Origin of the sequence: Curtobacterium sp. MCLR17_051, assembly GCF_003234395.1 — a bacterium.
Lineage (GTDB): Bacteria > Actinomycetota > Actinomycetes > Actinomycetales > Microbacteriaceae > Curtobacterium > Curtobacterium flaccumfaciens.
On sequence record NZ_QKTA01000003.1, the window covers coordinates 164647 to 182567 of the forward strand.

The 17921-nt window shown below is 73.2% G+C and carries 18 protein-coding genes; 5 read left to right on the top strand and 13 right to left on the bottom strand.

What is annotated here, in order from left to right; genetic code table 11:
• Window positions 1-285: 285 nt before the first annotated feature.
• From DEJ06_RS05060 to DEJ06_RS05085, 6 genes are read right to left on the bottom strand one after another with little or no spacing between them, the layout of a single operon-like run.
• Window positions 286-1071 (bottom strand): ABC transporter ATP-binding protein, encoded by a 786-nt coding sequence (locus DEJ06_RS05060; protein ID WP_111038605.1) that lies wholly within the window; start codon window positions 1069-1071, stop codon window positions 286-288.
• The gene (locus tag DEJ06_RS05065) at window positions 1068-1898 is read right to left on the bottom strand and encodes an ABC transporter ATP-binding protein (RefSeq protein ID WP_111038606.1); all 831 of its coding nucleotides are present in this window, start codon (window positions 1896-1898) and stop codon (window positions 1068-1070) included. Before DEJ06_RS05065 ends, DEJ06_RS05060 begins: the two co-directional genes overlap by 4 nt.
• A complete protein-coding gene (locus DEJ06_RS05070) occupies window positions 1895-2764 on the bottom strand; it encodes an ABC transporter permease (RefSeq protein WP_111038607.1) in 870 nt (289 codons plus the stop codon). Before DEJ06_RS05070 ends, DEJ06_RS05065 begins: the two co-directional genes overlap by 4 nt.
• Window positions 2761-3714, bottom strand: a complete 954-nt coding sequence (locus tag DEJ06_RS05075; protein ID WP_071404591.1) for an ABC transporter permease — start codon at window positions 3712-3714, stop codon at window positions 2761-2763. Before DEJ06_RS05075 ends, DEJ06_RS05070 begins: the two co-directional genes overlap by 4 nt.
• A 46-nt stretch (window positions 3715-3760) precedes the next feature.
• Complete coding sequence (locus DEJ06_RS05080) at window positions 3761-5305, bottom strand: ABC transporter substrate-binding protein (RefSeq protein ID WP_111038608.1); 1545 nt, start codon at window positions 5303-5305, stop codon at window positions 3761-3763.
• Complete coding sequence (locus DEJ06_RS05085; protein WP_181436811.1) at window positions 5302-6312, bottom strand: alpha/beta fold hydrolase; 1011 nt, start codon at window positions 6310-6312, stop codon at window positions 5302-5304. Before DEJ06_RS05085 ends, DEJ06_RS05080 begins: the two co-directional genes overlap by 4 nt.
• 66 nt (window positions 6313-6378) lie before the next feature.
• Here DEJ06_RS05085 and DEJ06_RS05090 point away from each other — a divergent pair, with 66 nt between their 5' ends.
• Complete coding sequence (locus DEJ06_RS05090; RefSeq protein WP_258372466.1) at window positions 6379-7281, top strand: siderophore-interacting protein; 903 nt, start codon at window positions 6379-6381, stop codon at window positions 7279-7281.
• Complete coding sequence (locus DEJ06_RS05095; protein ID WP_111038611.1) at window positions 7281-8099, top strand: ABC transporter ATP-binding protein; 819 nt, start codon at window positions 7281-7283, stop codon at window positions 8097-8099. Before DEJ06_RS05090 ends, DEJ06_RS05095 begins: the two co-directional genes overlap by 1 nt.
• A gap of 842 nt (window positions 8100-8941) precedes the next feature.
• Here DEJ06_RS05095 and DEJ06_RS05105 read toward each other — a convergent pair.
• The 5 genes from DEJ06_RS05105 to DEJ06_RS05125 form a co-directional block, all read right to left on the bottom strand.
• Window positions 8942-9298 (bottom strand): Fe-S oxidoreductase, encoded by a 357-nt coding sequence (locus DEJ06_RS05105; protein ID WP_181436812.1) that lies wholly within the window; start codon window positions 9296-9298, stop codon window positions 8942-8944.
• A 2-nt stretch (window positions 9299-9300) separates the two neighbouring features.
• Entirely contained in the window at window positions 9301-10704 is a 1404-nt protein-coding gene (locus DEJ06_RS05110; RefSeq protein ID WP_027465800.1) for an NAD(P)/FAD-dependent oxidoreductase, read from the bottom strand.
• 55 nt (window positions 10705-10759) lie between these two features.
• A complete protein-coding gene (locus tag DEJ06_RS05115; RefSeq protein WP_111038613.1) occupies window positions 10760-11581 on the bottom strand; it encodes an arginase family protein in 822 nt (273 codons plus the stop codon).
• Window positions 11582-11625: 44 nt separating this feature from the next.
• Window positions 11626-12351 carry a PspA/IM30 family protein gene (locus tag DEJ06_RS05120; protein ID WP_017885772.1) on the bottom strand — a complete coding sequence of 242 codons (726 nt, stop codon included), beginning with the start codon at window positions 12349-12351 and terminating at the stop codon, window positions 11626-11628.
• Between the two features lie 80 nt (window positions 12352-12431).
• Window positions 12432-14357 (bottom strand): TPM domain-containing protein, encoded by a 1926-nt coding sequence (locus DEJ06_RS05125; protein ID WP_181437339.1) that lies wholly within the window; start codon window positions 14355-14357, stop codon window positions 12432-12434.
• A gap of 284 nt (window positions 14358-14641) precedes the next feature.
• On the opposite strand from DEJ06_RS05125, the gene DEJ06_RS05130 reads away from it, so the two are divergent.
• Together DEJ06_RS05130 and DEJ06_RS05135 are read left to right on the top strand one after the other, a co-directional pair.
• Window positions 14642-14845, top strand: a complete 204-nt coding sequence (locus tag DEJ06_RS05130) for a hypothetical protein (protein ID WP_017885770.1) — start codon at window positions 14642-14644, stop codon at window positions 14843-14845.
• A gap of 72 nt (window positions 14846-14917) precedes the next feature.
• The gene (locus DEJ06_RS05135) at window positions 14918-15472 is read left to right on the top strand and encodes a 4'-phosphopantetheinyl transferase superfamily protein (RefSeq protein ID WP_146245674.1); all 555 of its coding nucleotides are present in this window, start codon (window positions 14918-14920) and stop codon (window positions 15470-15472) included.
• Here the strand turns inward: DEJ06_RS05135 and map are convergent.
• A complete protein-coding gene (map, locus tag DEJ06_RS05140; protein ID WP_111038639.1) occupies window positions 15456-16223 on the bottom strand; it encodes a type I methionyl aminopeptidase in 768 nt (255 codons plus the stop codon). The two genes, DEJ06_RS05135 and map, sit on opposite strands and share 17 nt — an antisense overlap.
• 32 nt (window positions 16224-16255) lie before the next feature.
• Here map and DEJ06_RS05145 point away from each other — a divergent pair, with 32 nt between their 5' ends.
• The gene (locus DEJ06_RS05145) at window positions 16256-16525 is read left to right on the top strand and encodes a helix-turn-helix domain-containing protein (RefSeq protein ID WP_027465796.1); all 270 of its coding nucleotides are present in this window, start codon (window positions 16256-16258) and stop codon (window positions 16523-16525) included.
• A gap of 71 nt (window positions 16526-16596) precedes the next feature.
• Here DEJ06_RS05145 and DEJ06_RS05150 read toward each other — a convergent pair whose 3' ends face one another.
• The gene (locus tag DEJ06_RS05150) at window positions 16597-17916 is read right to left on the bottom strand and encodes a M1 family metallopeptidase (protein WP_258372467.1); all 1320 of its coding nucleotides are present in this window, start codon (window positions 17914-17916) and stop codon (window positions 16597-16599) included.
• Window positions 17917-17921: the final 5 nt, after the last annotated feature.

A 17921-nucleotide genomic window follows, 5' to 3' on the forward strand; every position in this document is an offset into this window, starting at 1 on the left:
ATGTGGTGCGGGGTTGCTTGTTCGGTGTGGCCTTGTAGGCCGGCTCTGTGCGGGCAAGCCCGCACGGGGTGGCGGGGTGCGCACGGTGCGGTGGACTCGTGTGCGTCTGGTCTGGAGGCGCGGGGCGAGCTGGTGCCGTGCCTCCTGTCTTGCGCACGGTGCGGTTTGGTGCGTGTGGTGCGGGGTTGCTTGTTCGGTGTGGCCTTGTAGGCCGGCTCGGTGCGGGCAAGCCCGCACGGAGTGGCGAAGCGCGCACGGTGCGCCGCGCCGCCCGCCGCCCGCCGCCTACGGCAGCGTCGGCGCCGCCGCCACCAACGCCCGCGTCACCGGGTGCTGCGGCGCGTCGAGGAGCGACACTGGCCCGTGCTCGACGATGCGGCCGTCGGACATCACGGCGACCGTGTCGCACAGCCGCTGCACGACGCCGATGTCGTGCGACACCAGCACGAGCGTCAGCCCGAGGTCGTCGGCGAGCGACCGGAACAGCTCGATCACCCGGGCGCGGACCACCACGTCGAGGGCGCTCATCGGCTCGTCGCCGAACAGGATCCGGGGCGAGTGCACCACGGCCCGGGCGATCGCGATCCGCTGCCGTTGCCCGCCGGAGAACTCGTGCGGGTACCGCTCGACCGTGTCGGTGGGCAGGTCGACGCGCTCCAGCACGGCACGGACCAGGTCGTCGTGCGAGCCCGGGACCTGCAGGGCTCGCAGCGGCTCGGCGACGATCGCGCCGACGCGCATCCGCGGGTCGAGGGACGCGTACGGGTCCTGGAACACCACCCCGGTCTCGCGACGGAACCAGCGCAACGCACGCGCGGACCGGGACGCGACCACCGGACGGCCGGAGGCGGCGACGGTGCCGGCGGAAGGGGCCTCCAGGCCGGCGAGCAGCCGGACCAGCGTGGACTTGCCGGATCCCGATTCGCCGACGATGCCGAGCCGTGCGCCGGGGGTGACCGTCAGGTCGACGCCGTCGACGGCGGTGCGGACCGGACCTGGCTCGAACGGGCCGCGGCGGGGGAGTCGGTAGGTGCGGTGGAGACCGGTGGCCTCGAGGACGGGGAGGGTCACGGGGCGGTCCTCCTGGCGGTGGCGCGGGCGGCGTCGACGAGCGCGACCGTAGTGGGGTGCCGCGGTGCGGCGAGCAGGTCCGCGACGCGACCCTGCTCGACCACGCGGCCGGCGTCGAGCACCACCGCGGTGTCGGCGATGCGCGCCAGCACGGCGAGGTCGTGGGTGACGAACACCATGCCCGCCGGCAGGTGCTCGAACAGGTCGAGGATGCGGGCCTCGGTCGTGACGTCGAGCGCCGTGGTCGGCTCGTCGGCCACCAGGTACGACGGCTCACCCGCCATCGCCATCGCGATGCAGATCCGCTGCCGCTGCCCGCCGGACAGCTGGTGCGGGTACTGCCGCAGCAGCGACTCCGGGTCGGGCAGGCCCACGGACGCCGCCAGGTCGACGGCTGCCGCGCGCGCCGCGCGTCGGTCGAGCCCGCGGTGCAGCCGGAGTGGCTCCGCGATCTGCGCGCCCACGCGGCGCAGCGGGTCGAGCGCGGTGCCCGGCTCCTGGAACACCATCGCGATGCCCGATCCACGGTGGCGCGCGCGCTCGCGGTCGGGCAGGCCGACGAGTTCGGCGCCGTCCAGGCGGACGCTGCCGGTCACGACGGCGCCGGTGGGCTCCAGGCCCATCAGGGCGAGCGAGGTCATCGACTTGCCGGATCCGCTCGCGCCGATCACGCCGACGCGCTGGCCGGGAGGCACGGTGAAGGTGACGTCGTCGAGGATCGTCCGCCCCGTGATGCGGACCGACAACCCGCGCACCTCGAGCCCGGAGGCTGCGGTGGCAAGGGCTGTGCGGGCTGCGTCGGCGGGGCCGGCTGCGTGGTCGGTCATGCGGTCACCCCCGGCGTGGTCGTCGCCGGGTCGGCGCTCCGGTCGCTCGTCGTCAGCCGCGGGTCGGAGGCGTCACGTACCGCGTCGCCGAGCAACGACAGTGCCGCGACGACGATCGCGATGGCGGCTCCCGGCCAGGTCGCACTCCACGGGTGGACCCCGATGTAGGTCTGCAGGTCGGACAGCAGGCTGCCCCAGGACGCGGTGTCCGATCCGGCGCCGTAGCCCAGGTAGGACAGCCCGGCCTCGGCGAGCACCGCCGTGGCCATCGCGAGTGACAGCTGCACGGTGAACAGCGGCGCCGCGTTCGGCACCAGGTGACGGAAGAGCACCCCGGCACCGCCGACGCCGGACGCCCGGGCCGCGGTCACGTAGTCGCTCCGGGCGATCCGTCGGATCTCGCCGCGGGCCACGCGGGCGATCGTCACGCCGAAGGACAGCCCGACGCTGACGATCACGACGCCGAGCGACCCGCCGAACACCGCGGTCAGGAGCATCGCGGTGAGCAGGGTCGGGAACGCCACCAGGATGTCGAGCAGGACCGCGGTGCCCTCGCGCACCCAGCGGGCGGTGAGCGAACCGATCGCGGTGAGGACGATGCCGACGACGCTCGCGATCACCCCGGAGCCGACGGCGACGAGCACGGTGGTGCGGGTGCCGGCGAGCAGGTAGCTCGCGATGTCGCGGCCGGCGGCGTCCGTGCCGAACCAGTGCGCGGCGCTCGGCCCCTCCCACTGGTGGAACGGGTCGGCGCGGAACGGGTTCTGCGGTGTCCACACGAGCGACACGGCGGCGAGCACGAGCAGCAGGCCGAGCACGACGACGGCGAAGACCCCGGTCGGTCGGGACACGAGGCGGCGGATCATCCCTGCACCTCGCGCTGTCGGGGGTCGAGGGTTCGGTGCACGACGTCGACGGCGAACCCGACGAGCAGCACGAGTCCGGTGAGCACGAGCAGTTCCGACTGCACCTTCGTGATGTCGCGGCGGCCGACGTCGGTCACGAGCATCCGACCCACCCCGGGCAGGGAGAACAGCTGCTCGACGACGACGGCACCGACGAGCAGCCCGGCGATCTGGACGCCGAGCACGGCGAGCACCGTGAGGGCGACGCTCGGCAGACCGTGGCGGAGCAGCGCCTGCGTGCGGGTCAGCCCGACGGCGGCGGCGGTGCGCAGGTGGTCCGCATCGAGGACGGACAACGTGGCGGACCGGGTGAACCGGAGGATCACGGCGCCCTCGACGGCACCGATCGTCAGCGCGGGCAGCACGAGCGACGCGAACGCCCGCCCGGGTTCCGACCAGCCGTCGAGCGGGAAGCCCTGCGTCGGCAGCCAGTGCAGCGTCACCGCGAACAGGGCGACGAGGAGCATGCCGGCCCACACGACGGGCACGGCGGCGACCGCCTGCGCCGCGAACCCGATCACCGCACCGCCCGGACGACGACGGAGCACCGCGGCGACCACCCCGAGCGGGACGCCGATCACCAGGGCGGTCGCCAGGGACATCGCGGCGAGCGGCAGGGTGATCGCGAGCTTCTGCGCGATCTCCGGTGCGACGGCACCGTTCGTCACCAGCGAGCGGCCGAGGTCACCGCGGAACACCCCGCCGATCCAGTCGAGGTACTGCACCACGACGGGCCGGTCGAGTCCGAGCTGCTGCCGGAGCTGCTCCACCTGCGCGGGGGTCGACTGCGTGCCGGCGACGACCTGGGCGACGTCACCGGGCAGCACGCGGAGCGTGGCGAAGATGATGACGCTCGCCACGAGCAGGCCGACGACGAGCAGGAGCACCCGCCCGATGAGGAACCGGGTCACGACACCGATGCTACGGGGACGGACAGCCCGCCGCGGTCGCTCCGGGTCACTTGACCGCGAGCTTCGCCAGGTCGAGGCGCGAGTTGCCGCCGTCGACCGGGAAGCCCGTCACGCCGGAGCGCACCGCGGTGATCTCGGTCGCCGTGTAGAGCCACTCGCCGGCCGCGTCCTCGCTGACGATGCGTGCCGCCTTCCGGAGCGCCTCGGTCTTCGCGGCCTCGTCGGTCGCCGCGATCGACTGGGCGTACAGGGCCTGCACCTTCGGGTTGTCGTAGCCGAAGTAGTAGTCCGGGTTCGCCCAGTTGCCGAAGTCACGGGCCTCGACGTGGTCGACCATCGACAGGTCGAAGTCCCGCTCGCCGGACTTCGGTGCCTGGAACACCGAGGACAGCCAGGTGGCGAAGTCGACACGCTTGACCGTCAGGGTGATCCCGACGTCGGCGAGCTGCGACTTCAGCACGTCGCCGATCGTCGTCGGGTAGATGTTCGCGTAGGTGAGCGTCAGCTTCAGGTCCTGCTGGCCGGCGTCGGCCAGGAGCTTCTTCGCGTTCGCGGGGTCGTACGCGTCGATGTCGGTCAGGTCCTCGTAGCCGGGGTCGAGCTCCGGGATCGGACCGCCCTGCTCCACGCCGGTGCCGCCGATCGCCTTGATGAGCGCCTTCGCGTCGATCGCCTGCCGGATCGCCCGGCGCACGCGCTCGTCGGTGAAGGGCTCCTTGCGGTCGTTGAACGCCAGCGTGTACTTGTCGGTCGTCTTGCCGCTGTGCAGCGCGATGTCGGCGTTGCCCTGCAGCTGGCTCTGCAGCGTGCCGTCAACGGGGTTCAGGACGTCGAGGTCACCGTTCGCCATCGCGTTGACGGCGGTCGACGGGTCCGTGATGTACCGGAAGACGATCTTCGCGACCTTCGCCTTCGTGCCCCAGTAGTCCTCGTTGCGGTCGAAGGTGAGCGAGTCGCCCTGCTTCCAGCTCGCGACCTCGAACGGACCGGTGCCGTTCGCGCTGTCGGACAGGTCGTTGTCCGCCGCCTTCTCGAGCACCAGGCCCGAGCGGCCGGTCAGGTTCCAGAGCAGGTCGGAGTCCGGCTTCGCCAGCTGCAGCACGACGGAGTCGTCCGACGGCGAGGTGATCGACGTGACGCCCGCGAGCTTGGCCGAGTCGACGTACGAGTCGTTCGACTTGACCTGCTCGAGCGACCACACGACGTCGGCTGCGGTGACCGGCTTGCCGTCCTGGAACGTCGTGCCGTCCCGCAGCGTGAACGTGTAGGTCAGGCCGTCCTTCGAGACCTCGTGCGACGAGGCCAGCACGTCACGGATGTCGCCGTCGGCGGTCCGGCCGACGAGCCCCTGGTACACGTTGTCGATGAGCACCTGGTCGAGCGCCGCCCCGGACTGGGTGCGGATGTCGAGACTCGTCGGCTCGAGCACCAGCCCGACGCGCACCGTGGCGTCCTTGCCACCGGTGGTGTCGGACGAGCCGGAGCAGCCGGTCAGCGCCAGGGCGGAGACGACGGCGATCGCGGTGGCGGCGAGGGCAGCGCGCCCGATGCGCGAGGTGCGCGCGGTGCGACGGGGCAGGAGCGGACTCATGGGGTGGTGGGTTCCTTCCGGGCACGAGGGCTGGGATCGGGCCTCGCGCTCGCACGAGGGTACCGGCGGCTGGTGCCGTCCGGCGACGGTTCTTCGATCGGGTGCAACAATCCGTGCCGCTCCGCCCATGCCCGGATCGCCGAAGCCAGTTCGAGGGGTGCCTGGTTCTGCACCGCGTGCCGCGAGGTGACCGTCACGATCTCGGCGTCCGGCAGGCGTTCGGCGAACCCGGCGTGCAGCTTCGGGGAGACGTACCCGCGGTCACCCCGGACGAGCAGGATCGGCACGCGCAGGGCCTCGAGGTCCGGCCACGCATCGGCGAAGCGCCCCACCGACGACGTCCGCCCGGCGGGCAGGTGCGGGAAGTGGTGACGGCGAACGAGTCGCCCGTCCGCACCGAGGGCCGTCGTGTGCCGGGCCTCGCGGAGCAGCACCTGCCGGTCGTCGCCGACCCGCGCCTCGATCGCCCGGTCGACGACCTGCTCGAGCGACTCGAACGGCTCCTCGGCCTCGAGCGCGCGGGCGATCCGGTCCACCGCACGCTGCGCGAAGTCCGGCGACATGTCGACGAGCACGAGTCCGGTGACCCGCTCCGGTGCGGTGGCCGCGAGCCGAGCGGAAAGGATGGCACCGAGCGAGTGCCCGACGACGACGCCCGGCGGCACCGCGAGCGCGTCGAGCGCGGCGAGCACGCTCGGCGCCGTCGCGGCCGCCGCGTAGTCGGCGTCCTCCCGCCACGACGACCGGCCGTGGCCGGGCAGGTCGAGGGCGACCGCCGGCTCGCCTACGGCGAGTGCCGTGGTGTCGAAGCTGTGGGCGTCGATGCCGAGCCCGTGCAGGTAGGTGATCCGGGCCTCCTGGCCGTCGTCGCCCCACCGGATCGCGGAGGTCTCCTGCCCGTCCGCGGTGCGGACAACCTGCCTGGAGGCGCGGAGCGGCGTGGTCACGCCGCTCGCGCTGGCGAGGGCGGGCAGGTCGGCGAATTCGTCGTCGGGGGCTTCGGACACGGGGACGATCCTCGCACCGTTCCGGGGGCCTGGAGACGTTAGGTAAGGCATGCCATACTCGATTCCGTGGCAACCCGGTATCGCGTCTTCTCCGTCCGTGTGGCCGCCGTCACGTCGCTCACCCCGAACTTCGTCCGGGTCACGCTGACGGGCGACGCGCTCGCCGACTTCTCCTCGGTCGGTCTCGACCAGCGGATCAAGATCGTGCTGCCCCTGCCCGGCATCGGCTTCTCCGAACTGCCCGAGGACGAGGACTGGTACGCCGCCTGGCGCGCGCTGCCGGACGAGACACGCAACCCGCTCCGCACGTACACGGTCCGCTCGTTCCGGCCGGACGCCCGCGAGCTCGACATCGACTTCGTCGCGCACGGCGACACCGGTCCGGCGTCGCGCTGGGTGTCGGCCTGCCGCGTCGGTGACGAGCTGCGCATCGTCGGGCCGCGCGTCCCCGAGTCGCCGGAGGACCTGCCGACCGGGGCCGCCGAGTTCGCTCCCGGGCACGCGAACCGGATCCTGCTCGCCGGGGACGAGACCGCTGCACCGGCCATCTGCGCCATCCTCGAAGCCCTCGACGTCTCGACCGTCGGCCACGTCTTCATCGAGGTGCCCACCGACGCCGACCGGCTGCCGGTCACCGCGCCAGCCGGGGTCGAGGTCCGCTGGATCGCCCGCAACGGCGCCACCCACGGGGTCCGGATGACCGACCAGGTGCACGCCTGGGCCTCCACCGTCGCGCCGCCGTCCGCCGCCGCGTGCGAGCCGGCCGCCGAGCTCACCGACGTCGACGTCGACGAGCAGGTGCTGTGGGACGTCCCCGCGCCCGTCGACGAGCGCCCCGTCTACGCGTGGATCGCGGGCGAGGCCGGCTGCGTCAAGGAACTCCGCCGCCACCTGGTGCGCGGCGTCGGCATCGACCGCAAGCAGGTCGCGTTCATGGGCTACTGGCGGCACGGCAAGGCCGAGCACTGATGTCGGCCGCGGGCACCGCGCTCGGTCCGGTCCCGACCACCGCGCTGGGGGCCCGTGGGCTGACCCTGGCGTACGACGACCGGGTCGTGGTGGACACGCTCGACGTCGACATCCCCGACGGCGAACTCACGGTCATCGTCGGTCCGAACGCCTGCGGCAAGTCGACGCTGCTGAAGTCCTTCGCCCGCACCCTGAAGCCGCGTGCCGGCACGGTCTTCCTCGACGGGGCGCCGATCGACTCGTACCGCCCGAAGGCCGTCGCCCGGCGCGTCGGGATGCTCCCGCAGACCCCGATCGCCCCCGACGGCATCACCGTGCGTGACCTGGTGTCCCGGGGCCGGTTCCCGCACCAGGACCTGCTGCACCCCTCGTCCGGGTCCGACCGGCAGGCCGTGCAGGCCGCGCTCGAGCAGACGTCGACGGTGGAACTGGCGGACCGGAGCGTCGACGAGCTCTCCGGCGGGCAGCGGCAGCGGGTGTGGATCGCGATGGTGCTCGCGCAGCAGACCGACATCGTGCTGCTCGACGAGCCGACGACGTTCCTCGACATCGCGCACCAGTACGACGTGCTCGAACTGGCCTCCACGCTGCACGCCGCCGGTCGCACGGTCGTCGCGGTGCTGCACGACCTGAACCAGGCCGCGCGCTACGCCACCCACGTCATCGCGATGCGCGACGGGGCGATCGTCTCGGCGGGGGAGCCGTCGTCGGTGCTCACCGCGGACCTCGTCGAGGACGTCTTCGGCCTGCCGTGCGTCGTCGTCCCCGACCCCGAGACCGGCACGCCCCTCGTGGTGCCGCGGCGGCGCGCGGCCTGACGCGCGGGCCGGCTGGCGCCAGGCCGGGCCGGGCCGAGGTCGCACGATCTGCCGCTTGCCGGTCGTCCGGACGACGGTTCGCGCGACCACGACGATGCGCACGCGGCGTGTCGTGCGACTTCGGTCACGTGCCGTCGCCGAGTGGTCACGACTCGTCGTGGGTGGGGCGCCGAGTGGTCACGAACCGTCGGCTGGCGGCGCCGCAGGCGACGGTCTGCGACCGCTCGCCGCGCGCCCGGCGGGGTGTTGCGACCGGCGGGCAGGCGCGGTGGGCGTGGGGCGCGGCGGCCTGGAGGCTCGGGGCGGCGCCGGCACGCGCCTCCAGGCCGTCGGCCGGTCGCGTCCCGTCGCCTGACCGGCCTGCCGCCGAGTGGTCACGACTCGTCGTCGGCCGGGCGCCGAGTGGTCACGAACTGTCGGCTGGCGGCGCCGCACGCGACGGTCTGCGACCACGCGCCGCGGGGTAGGCGGGGTGTTGCGACCGGCGGGCGGGCGCGGTGGGCGTGGGGCCCGGCGGCCTGGAGGCTCGGGGCGGCGCCGCCACGCGCCTCCAGGCCGTCGACTGGTCGCGTCTCGTCGCCTGGCCGGTCCGCCGCCGAGTGGTCACGACTCGTCGTCGGCCGGGCGCCGAGTGGTCACGACCTGTCGGCTGGCGGCGCCGCAGGCGACGGTCTGCGACCGCTCGCCGCGCGCCCGGCGGGGTGTTGCGACCGGCGGGCGGGCGCGCCGAGGTCGCACGAACCGCCGCCCGACCGGCGTCGGGACGACGGTTCGCGCGACCACGACGATGCGCACGCGGCGTGTCGTGCGACCGCAGCACACCCGCCCCGCACCCGCACGCGTCAGCGGTAGCCGCCGTCCTCCAGGCCGGCCTCGACCTCGAACCGGTTCCGCAGCGGATCCCGCCCGGCGACGGCGTAGAGCAGCGGCATGAGCATGCCGTACCGGCGCCACTGCTCGACGTGCACCCGCTCGTGCCGGAGCACCCGCGGGCCGTCGTTGTTGCGGGTCAGGTACACCGAACCGACGCAGGTGCCGCCGCGCCGGAACACCCAGCGCGGCAGCCCCGTGCAGACCACGAGCCCGTCCTCCACCCGGATCCGCCCGGTCGACAGGGGGACGCCCACGGCGAGCCCGACGGCGGTCGCGAACACCCACCCCGCACGGGACACGGGGGAGTCGAGCAGCGGGTTGCGCACGCTCAGGCCGGGCGGCCGTACGTCTCGAGCAGGCGGAGCCAGATCTCGTTCATCGTCGGGTAGGCCGGCACCGCGTGCCACAGGCGGTCGATCGGGACCTCGCCCACGACGGCGACGGTGGCGCCGTGCAGCATCTCGGCGACGTCCTGGCCGACGAACGTGACGCCCACAACGACCCCGCGGTCCTCGTCGACGACCATCTTCGCGCGGCCCGTGTAGCCATCGGCCTGCAGGGAGGACCCGGCGATCGCACCGAGGTCGTACTCGACCGCGCGGACGTTCAGCCCCTGTTCGCGGGCCTTCGCCTCGGTCAGTCCGACGCTCGCGACCTCGGGGTCGGTGAAGGTGACCTGCGGCGAGGCGGCGTGGTCGGCGGTGGCGACGTGGGCACCCCACGGCTCGGTGTGCAGCGGCGTGCCCTGGTACCGGGCGGCGATCGCCTCGCCGGCGGCACGCGCCTGGTACTTGCCCTGGTGCGTGAGCAGGACGCGGTGGTTGACGTCACCCACGGCGTACAACCAGTCGGTGCCGTGCACGAGCATGGTGTCGTCGACGTCGAGCCAGTCGCCCGCGGTCAGGCCGACGGTCTCGAGCCCGAGGTCACGCGTGTGTGCGGCGCGGCCGGTGGCGGCGAGCACTTCGCTCGTGATGACGGTGGTGCCGTCGTCGAGCTCCGTGGTGACGAGACCGTGCTCGTCGCGGTCGACCCGGACCGGGTTGACGCCGGTGCGGACGTCGACACCGAGTTCGCGCAGGGAGTCGGCGACGAGTTCCCCGGCGAAGGGCTCCATGCCGCCGAGCAGACCGTGCCGGGCGACGAGGGTGACCTTCGCGCCGAGGGAGGCCCACGCGGTCGCGAGCTCGGAGCCGGAGACCCCGCCGCCGATGACGAGCAGGCTCTCGGGGACCTGCTGGGCGCTGGTGCCCTCGCGGGTGCCCCACGGCTTCGCCTCGGCGAGACCGGGCACCGGGGGCAGCGTGTGCAGGGAACCGGTGACGACCGCGACGGCGGCGCGCGCCGTGTGCGTCTCGCCGTCGACGTCGATGGTCTTCGGGCCGGTGATGCGGGCGTGCCCGCGGATCAGGTCGATGCCGGCGGACTCGAGCCACGAGACCTGGCTGTCGTCCTTCCAGTCCGAGGTGAACGAGTTGCGGCGGGCGAGCACGTGGGCAGCGTCGAGCGTGCCGGTCACGGCCTGCTTCGCACCGTCGAGCCGCTTGGCGGCGGCGAGGGCGTGTCCGCTGCGCAGGAGCGCCTTCGAGGGCATGCACGCCCAGTAGGAGCACTCGCCGCCGACGAGCTCGGCCTCCACGATCGCGACCGACAGGTCGCGCTTCCTGGCGTAGTCCGCCACGTTCTCGCCGACAGCGCCGGCTCCGATCACGATGAGGTCGTAGTCCGTCATGCTGCCGAGCGTACGCGGGACGGCAGGGCGTCCGCCGGTCGCGTCGGACGTGTGGTCAGCCCACCCGGGAGGCGCTGGTCACCGCTCCGACGACGCGCAGGATCACGCCGAGGTCGTCCACCGCCCGGTCCGGGTCGACGGGGGCGAATCCGGTGAGCGAGGCGCCGACGAGGCGCCGCCCGCGCGTCGCGGCCTGGATGCGCTCGACGAGCGCTGCGCCGTCGAGGCCGAACGGGACGGGTTCGAGCAGCCCGTCGACCTCGGACGGGTCGAGGACGTCGAGGTCGACGTGCACGAACACCGACGAGGCATCGGTCCGCTCGACCGCTGCGGCGAGGGCGTCCGGGGTGGCGGCATCGACGTCGAGGTGCACGATCCCGGCCTTGTCGAGGGCGGCTCGTTCGGCGTCCTCGACCCCGCGGACCCCGGCGACGACGACCGACGAAGCGGGGACGACCGGCAGGCCGGGGAACAGGTCGTCGGGGCGGTCGACCAGCAGGCGCAGGGCGGCGGTCTCGGCGGCGACGGGCTGGGCCCGGTTGAGCGCGCGGTACCCGCTGGACCCGGAGATCCGAACGAACGCGGTGTCCGGTGCGAGGGCGGCGGTCGCGCCGAGGACACTGGCGCCGTCACCGCCGACGACGAGCACCGGTTCGGTGGCGACGGCTGTTTCCTCGGCGACGCGTTCGGCGACGGCGAGCACCGAGGTGTAGCGGGCGACGGCGGTCTCGAGGCGGTCACCCGCTCCGGCCGGGACGTCGACCACGGTGGTGGACGCCCGGGGGAGGTCGGCCGCGATCGCCGACGCACCGTCCCCGAGGCGCATCGCGCGCGACGACGCCGAACCCTGCCACTGACCGACCACGAGGAAGTGCATCGTCTCAGTCTGTCAGCTGGGGTCCGGCGTCGTCAGGGCGTTCGTCAGATGCTCGAGGATCCGCCGGACTTCAGCGCGGCGAGCCGTGCCTCGACCTCGGCGTCCTTGCCGACGTCCTCGAGGCTCTCGAACTGTGCGTCGAGGCTCGACGACTGCAGCTCCTGCTGGCCGAGCACCTTCGCCTCTTCGCGGCGGACCTTCTCCTCGAAGCGGCCGAGGTCGCTCGTCGGGTCGAGCACGTCGATGTTGCCGAGGGCGTCGTTGACGCGTGACTGCGCCTCGGCGGTCTTCGAGCGGGCGACGAGGTTGTCCCGCTTCGCGCGGAGCTGCTCGAGCTTCTGCTCCATGCCGGCGAGACCGGTCTTGAGCTTCTCGACGGCCTCGTTCTGCGACGCCAGGTTCGGCTCCGCGTCCTTGACCTCCTGCTCGGCGGCGATCTGCTTGCCGATGGCGATCTTGGCGAGGTTGTCGAACTTGTCCGCCTCGGCCGACTTGCCCTCGGAGCGGTACTTGTCGGCTGCGGTGGAGGCGTTGGCGGCCTTCTGGCCCCACTCGACCGCGGCCTTCTTGTCCTCTTCGTGGTCCTGCTCGAGCAGGCGCACGTTGCCGATGGTCTGCGCGATCGCGGTCTTCGCGTCGGCGATGTTGTTCGTGTAGTCGCGGACGAGCTGGTCCAGCATCTTCTGCGGGTCCTCGGCGTCGTCGATGATCTGGTTGATGTTCGCGCGCACGAGGGTGGAGATGCGTCCGAAGATGGTCTGCTTGGCCATTGCTGTTCCCTTTCGTGGAAGTCCTGTGGACGGTGTTGTCGGGTCGTGTCTGGTTCTGGGGGCGGGGGGAGTGCGTCGGGTCAGAAGCGGCCGCCGCCGGAGAAGCCGCCGCCGCCCCCACCGCCGCCTCCGCCGAAGCCGCCACCGCCGCTGAAGCCCCCTCCGCCGCCGAAGCCGCCGCCGCCGAAGGAGCCGCCGCCGTAGCTGCCGCCGCGACCGCCGAGCAGGCCGCCGAGGACGAGTCCGGTGACGAGGCCGCCGAGCTGGGCGCCGCCTCCGCCACCGCCCTGGCCGCCGCCCCAGCCGCCGAGGTCGTCGTTGGCGGCGTCCATCGCGGCGGCCGCGTACTGCTCGGCCGCGCGGGCGGCGTTGAGTGCCTGGCCGGGGTTGTTCGGGGCGAGTTCGACGGCGTCGTCGTAGGCGCGCTGGGCCTCGGACAGCCGGGTCCGGGCGGTCGGGCCGATGCCGCCGCGGTGCAGGGAGACGTAGTCGCGGGCCTGGCTGATCCGGTTCCGGGCGTCGCGCAGGGCCGCGTCGAGCGCCTGGGTGGCGCGCTGGCGCTGTTCCTCGGCACCCCGTGCCGCGGCGATGGCCTGGTCGATCTCGGTGTTCGCCCGGGTCAGCGCGTCGACGGCCGCCACGGGGTCCTTCGGGTCGAGCCCCTGGCGGAGCACGGCCTCGGCGCGGGTGACCGCGGCGGCGAGGTCCGGCCCGCCCGAGCGCAGGCTGCGGGCGGCGGCGACGTCGCCCTGGATGTCGATGCGCATCGCCTCGGCGCGGGCGGTGGCCTCGTCGAAGGACTGCTCGGCGGCGAGTGCGCCGTCGGTGAGCTGCTGCACCTGGGCGAGCGCGTGCTGGGCGTCGCGCACGGCCACGACCGCCTCGCCCTTGTCGCCGGCGGCGATGGAGGCGGTGGCGGCGTTCGAGCGTTCGGTGGCGAAGGCGAGCACCTGGTGGGCCTGGTCGACGTTGTTCGCCACGGTGGCGAGGGTGCGGCCGGTGTAGCGGGCGCGGACGCGGTCGAGTGCCGCGGCGGCGGCCCCGACCGATGCCGGCGCGGCGGCCACAGCCTGGGCGAGCGATGCGGCCGCGTCCTCGATGCCGTCCTCGAGCGACCGGAGCTGGTCGAACGCCTCGGTCTGCTCCTCGATCGCGGCGTGCGCCCGTTCGCAGATCACGATGATCTGGTTCGCCCACTCGGCGCGCTGCTGGGGGGTGTCGGGGATCTCGTCGTCGAGCTGCTGCCGGATCGTGAAGGCCTTGCGGACCTCGCGCTGGGCGGCCTGCACGGCGTCGGCGAAGGGCTTGGCGGCGTCGGGGCCGAACTGCGCGCTCGCGAACCCGACCTCTTGCTCGGCGGTTCGGAGTTCGTCGTCGATCGTGACCAGGGCGCCGCCGGCGGTGCGTTCGAGGTCGGCGAGCGAGGCTTCCTGCGCCTCGGTCGCTGCGGCGGTGCGGCGCTTGTTGCGGGTCCGGATGACCAGGACCACGACGACGAGCCCGACGACCACGACGAGCAGCAGGATCCACAGCCAGGTCAGGTCCACCGGGGCCTGCGACTGGGTCAGCCCGTCGGCGAAGGCCACGGCGGCGCCGGACCAGTCGCCCTGCTTGAGCTCGGGGAGCAGCGAGTCGTTGACGGCGTTCTCCACGTCGGACGAGGAGATCGCGGTCTCGTTCGTCTGCTGCACGTCGTAGTTCCGCTCGTCGACCGCGACCGAGAGCAGGATGCCGTCGGTGTCGATCTGGTTCTGCTCGAGCACGGCCCGGCCCCACTCGGTGTGGTCGGTGGGGTCGGTGAAGGACGGCACGAACACGACGAACAGCTGCGTCTGGGTCTCGGCGTACAGGTCCTGCACGGCCTGCTCGACCTTCGACTGCTGGGATGCGGTCAGTGCGTCAGCCTCGTCGAGGACGTACGCGCCGCCCAGGTCGACGGGCGCCGTGGCGTGGGCGGTCGCTGCCGGAGCCAGGACGATCAGCATCGCGACGAGGGCGGCCGTCACACGGCTCCACAGCCGCGTTGTCCCCCTGTGCCCGCTCGATCCGTCCGTGCCCGATCCGTGCTGGACCGCTCGCATCCGTCCTCCGTCCGTCGCCGGTCGGTACCCCGTGGCACCGCACCGGACCGCGCCACGAGTGCGCTGTCGCCCGGAGTCTATCCAGGCCACGCAGGGGCACCGCCAGACTCTGGGGGAACGCTCCGGACCGTGCTTCCTGTGGACGTCTTGTCCCCCGTACCGGGGTATGCTGGCGCCACTGTTCGAGGATGAACGGAAGGGGAAGAACGATGGAACGCACCACGAGCACCGAGGTCGTCCCGCTCGAGGACGGCTACCACCGGGTGTCGACTCCGGCGACGGGTGTGATCGGTTTCGTGCGCGAGCACGACGGCCGTTACGAGGTCCTGCGCGGACGAGTTCGCCAGGCGACCCGCTCCGAGGGGCAGTACAGCACCATGAACGTCGCGCTCATCGCGCTGACGCACGCCTGATCCGCTCTGGGCGCGACCACACGACCGACGGGCGCTGCCCCGGTCGGTGGGTCGTGCCTCCAGACCGTCACGGTGACGCTCCGGACGCCGGCTGCTGACCGCGCGGACGACCGGGAGGCCCTGGTCGCCGCCGTCGCGTCGGCGACCGGCGCCGAGCCGGTCGCGGTGCGCGCGGGGCGCGTCTGTCCGCACTGCGCGGGGACCGACCACGGTCGTCCGTGGGCGACCGTCGCGGGCACCACGGTCGGCGTGAGCCTGTCGCGCGCACCGGGCGTCGTCGCCCTCGCGGTCGGACCGTCGGCACTCGGTGTCGACGTCGAACGGGTGTCGCGGGTCGCCGCTGCGCCGCTCGATGCGTTCACCTCGGACGAACTCCGTCGAGCCGACGGGGACCCGGCGCTCCTCGCCACGGCGTGGGCGGCGAAGGAGGCCGTGCTGAAACGCGACGGACGCGGGCTGCGCGTCGACCCGCTCGCGGTGGAGGTCGACGTGGTCGCCGGTACCGCCCGGTTCGAGGGTGCCGGACAACCGGTCACCGTGCTGTACCCCGCACCGGACGTCGTGCTCGTCGTCGCGGCGGGTGGCCTGTCCGTCGAGGTCGTCGGGACGGTCAGCGGGGGAGCGTGAGCACCTCGGCGCCGTCTTCGGTGATCGCGATGGTGTGCTCGGTGTGGGCGGTCCGCGCTCCGGTGGCACTCCGCAGGGTCCACCCGTCGGCGTCGGTGACCAGGACGTCGGTGTCCGCCATCACCCACGGTTCGAGCGCGAGCAGGAGTCCGGGCCGGAGCGCGTAGCCGCGGCCGGGGCGCCCGGTGTTCGACACGTGCGGGTCCTGGTGCATGGTCGAGCCGATGCCGTGCCCGCCGAACTCGACGTTCACCGGGTAGCCCGCCGCTTCGAGCACGGTGCCGATCGCGTGGGACAGGTCACCGATGCGGGCGCCCGGTCCGGCGGCGGCGATGCCCGCGGCCAGTGCGCGTTCGGTGGCGTCGATGAGTGCGAGGTCCTCGGGGCGTGCGGTACCGACGACGAAGCTGATCGCGGCGTCGGCGGCGATGCCGTCCAAGGACACCGCGAGGTCGAGGGTCAGCAGGTCGCCGTCCTGCAGCACCCGGTCGTGCGGCAGCCCGTGCAGGACGGCGTCGTTCACGGCCGTGCAGATGTGGTGGCCGAACGGGCCGCGGCCGAACGAGGGTGCGTAGTCGACGTAGCAGGAGTCGGCACCGGCGGCCTCGATCATCTGCTTCGCCCACCGGTCGATCTCGAGCAGGTTCGTGCCCACGCGGGCGCGTTCGCGCAGGGTCTGCAGGATCGTGCCGACGAGGGCTCCGGTGGCGCGGCCCTTGTCGACCTCGGCGGGGGTCAGGATCTCGATCACGCCGATGATCATACCGGTATTACTATGTGGTCATGGTCCGTCTCCCACTCCGTCCCGACGAGGTCGCGCGCGGTCGTCGCCTCGGTGCGCTGCTCCGTCGTGCCCGTGGTCCGCGGTCGATCGTGGACACCGCCCTGGCTGCGGGGATCTCGCCGGAGACGCTGCGGAAGATCGAGACCGGCCGCATCGCGACGCCGGCGTTCTCGACGATCGCGTCGGTCGCGGGCGTGGTCGGACTGTCGCTCGACGCGGTGTGGTCCGAGGTCAGCTGCGACCCGGCGGACGGCGAGCTGGCGGGCTAGCCGGCGCGGCGGCAGAGCATGCTGGCCGACGCGGCGGCGGCGCCTGCTGGCCGGCGCGGCGGCGGCGCCTGCTAGCCAGCGGGCAGCGCCGGCACCGACGCCTCGTCGATCCAGGGCCCGGTCACCGCACCGACGTCCGCGACCGAGCGGCCGGCGGCGTCCGCGAACGCACGGAGCACGTCCGGCACGGTCACGGATCCGTGCCGGTGCCGCTCGGTGATGCTCCGCAGCCCGGCGAAGAAGGCGTCGTCGCCGAACGTGCGGCGGACGGCGTGCAGGGCGAGGGCGCCGCGCTTGTAGACGCGGTCGTCGAACATGTCCTTCGCGCCCGGGTCACCGATCACCAGGTCCTCCGGCTGCTCGAGCAGTCCCTGCCGGTACCGCTCGGCCAGCTGGTCGGCGGTGTCGTCGCCGCGGTCCTCGGACCACAGCCACTCGGCGTAGCAGGCGAACCCCTCGTGCAGCCAGATGTCCTGCCACCGGGTGACCGTGACGGAGTTGCCGAACCACTGGTGGGCGAGCTCGTGGGCGATGAGACGGTCGGTCCCGTGCTCGCCGTCGACGTGGTTCCGGCCGAACACCGCCAGGCCGTGGGCCTCGAGCGGGATCTCCAGGTCGTCGTCGGTGACCACGACGCCGTACGCCGCGAACGGGTACGGGCCGAACCGGTCACCGAACAGCGCGAGCATCTCCGGCACCTGGCCGAAGTCGGTCTTCGCGGCGGCGGCGAGGTCGGCGGGGTGGTGCAGCGTGACGGGGACCCCGCTCGTGCGCAGCTTCGTGGTGCGGTAGCGGCCGATCTGCACGGTCGCCAGGTAGGTCGCCATCGGCTCGGTGGTGGCGTAGGTCCAGCGGGTGCCGACGCGGTCGCGCTCCTTGGCGAGCAGCTCCCCGTTCGCCAGGACGTCGTACGCCGCCTCGGCCGCGATCTCGATCCGGTACGTGGCCTTGTCGTCGGGGCGGTCGTTGCACGGGAACCACGACGGCGCTCCCGTGGGCTGCGCGGCGACGATGACGCCGTCGGACAGTTCCTCCCAGCCGAGCTGCCCCCACGCACTCCGGACGGGGTGCGGGGTGCCGCGGTACCGCAGGTGCACGGAGAACACGGTGTCGGCGGCGATGGGGTCGGCCGGGGTGACCGTCACCTTGTGCGTCGCGGTCGAGACCTTCTTGGCCCGGCGTCCGTCGACGTCGACCCGGTCGACCGTGAGCCCGTGCAGGTCGATCACGACCTTCTCGAGCGGCTCGAGGGCGCGCGCGGTGATCGTGGCGGTGCCGTCCAGGCGGTTCGTGGCGACGCGGTAGTCGAGACGGAGCTCGTAGTGCTCGGCACTCCACCGTCGGTCGCCGCTGTGCGGGGTGTACGGGTCTGCGGCGGGATCGGAGGGCACGGGGA

What these genes read in the sequence shown, in the direction of transcription:
- DEJ06_RS05065 (WP_111038606.1), bottom strand. Translation starts at nt 1,898, where the DNA reads ATGACCGACCACGCAGCCGGCCCCGCCGACGCAGCCCGCACAGCCCTT.
- DEJ06_RS05070 (WP_111038607.1), bottom strand. Translation starts at nt 2,764, where the DNA reads ATGATCCGCCGCCTCGTGTCCCGACCGACCGGGGTCTTCGCCGTCGTC.
- DEJ06_RS05080 (WP_111038608.1), bottom strand. Translation starts at nt 5,305, where the DNA reads ATGAGTCCGCTCCTGCCCCGTCGCACCGCGCGCACCTCGCGCATCGGG.
- DEJ06_RS05095 (WP_111038611.1), top strand. Translation starts at nt 7,281, where the DNA reads ATGTCGGCCGCGGGCACCGCGCTCGGTCCGGTCCCGACCACCGCGCTG.
- DEJ06_RS05110 (WP_027465800.1), bottom strand. Translation starts at nt 10,704, where the DNA reads ATGACGGACTACGACCTCATCGTGATCGGAGCCGGCGCTGTCGGCGAG.
- DEJ06_RS05115 (WP_111038613.1), bottom strand. Translation starts at nt 11,581, where the DNA reads ATGCACTTCCTCGTGGTCGGTCAGTGGCAGGGTTCGGCGTCGTCGCGC.
- DEJ06_RS05120 (WP_017885772.1), bottom strand. Translation starts at nt 12,351, where the DNA reads ATGGCCAAGCAGACCATCTTCGGACGCATCTCCACCCTCGTGCGCGCG.
- DEJ06_RS05130 (WP_017885770.1), top strand. Translation starts at nt 14,642, where the DNA reads ATGGAACGCACCACGAGCACCGAGGTCGTCCCGCTCGAGGACGGCTAC.
- DEJ06_RS05145 (WP_027465796.1), top strand. Translation starts at nt 16,256, where the DNA reads ATGGTCCGTCTCCCACTCCGTCCCGACGAGGTCGCGCGCGGTCGTCGC.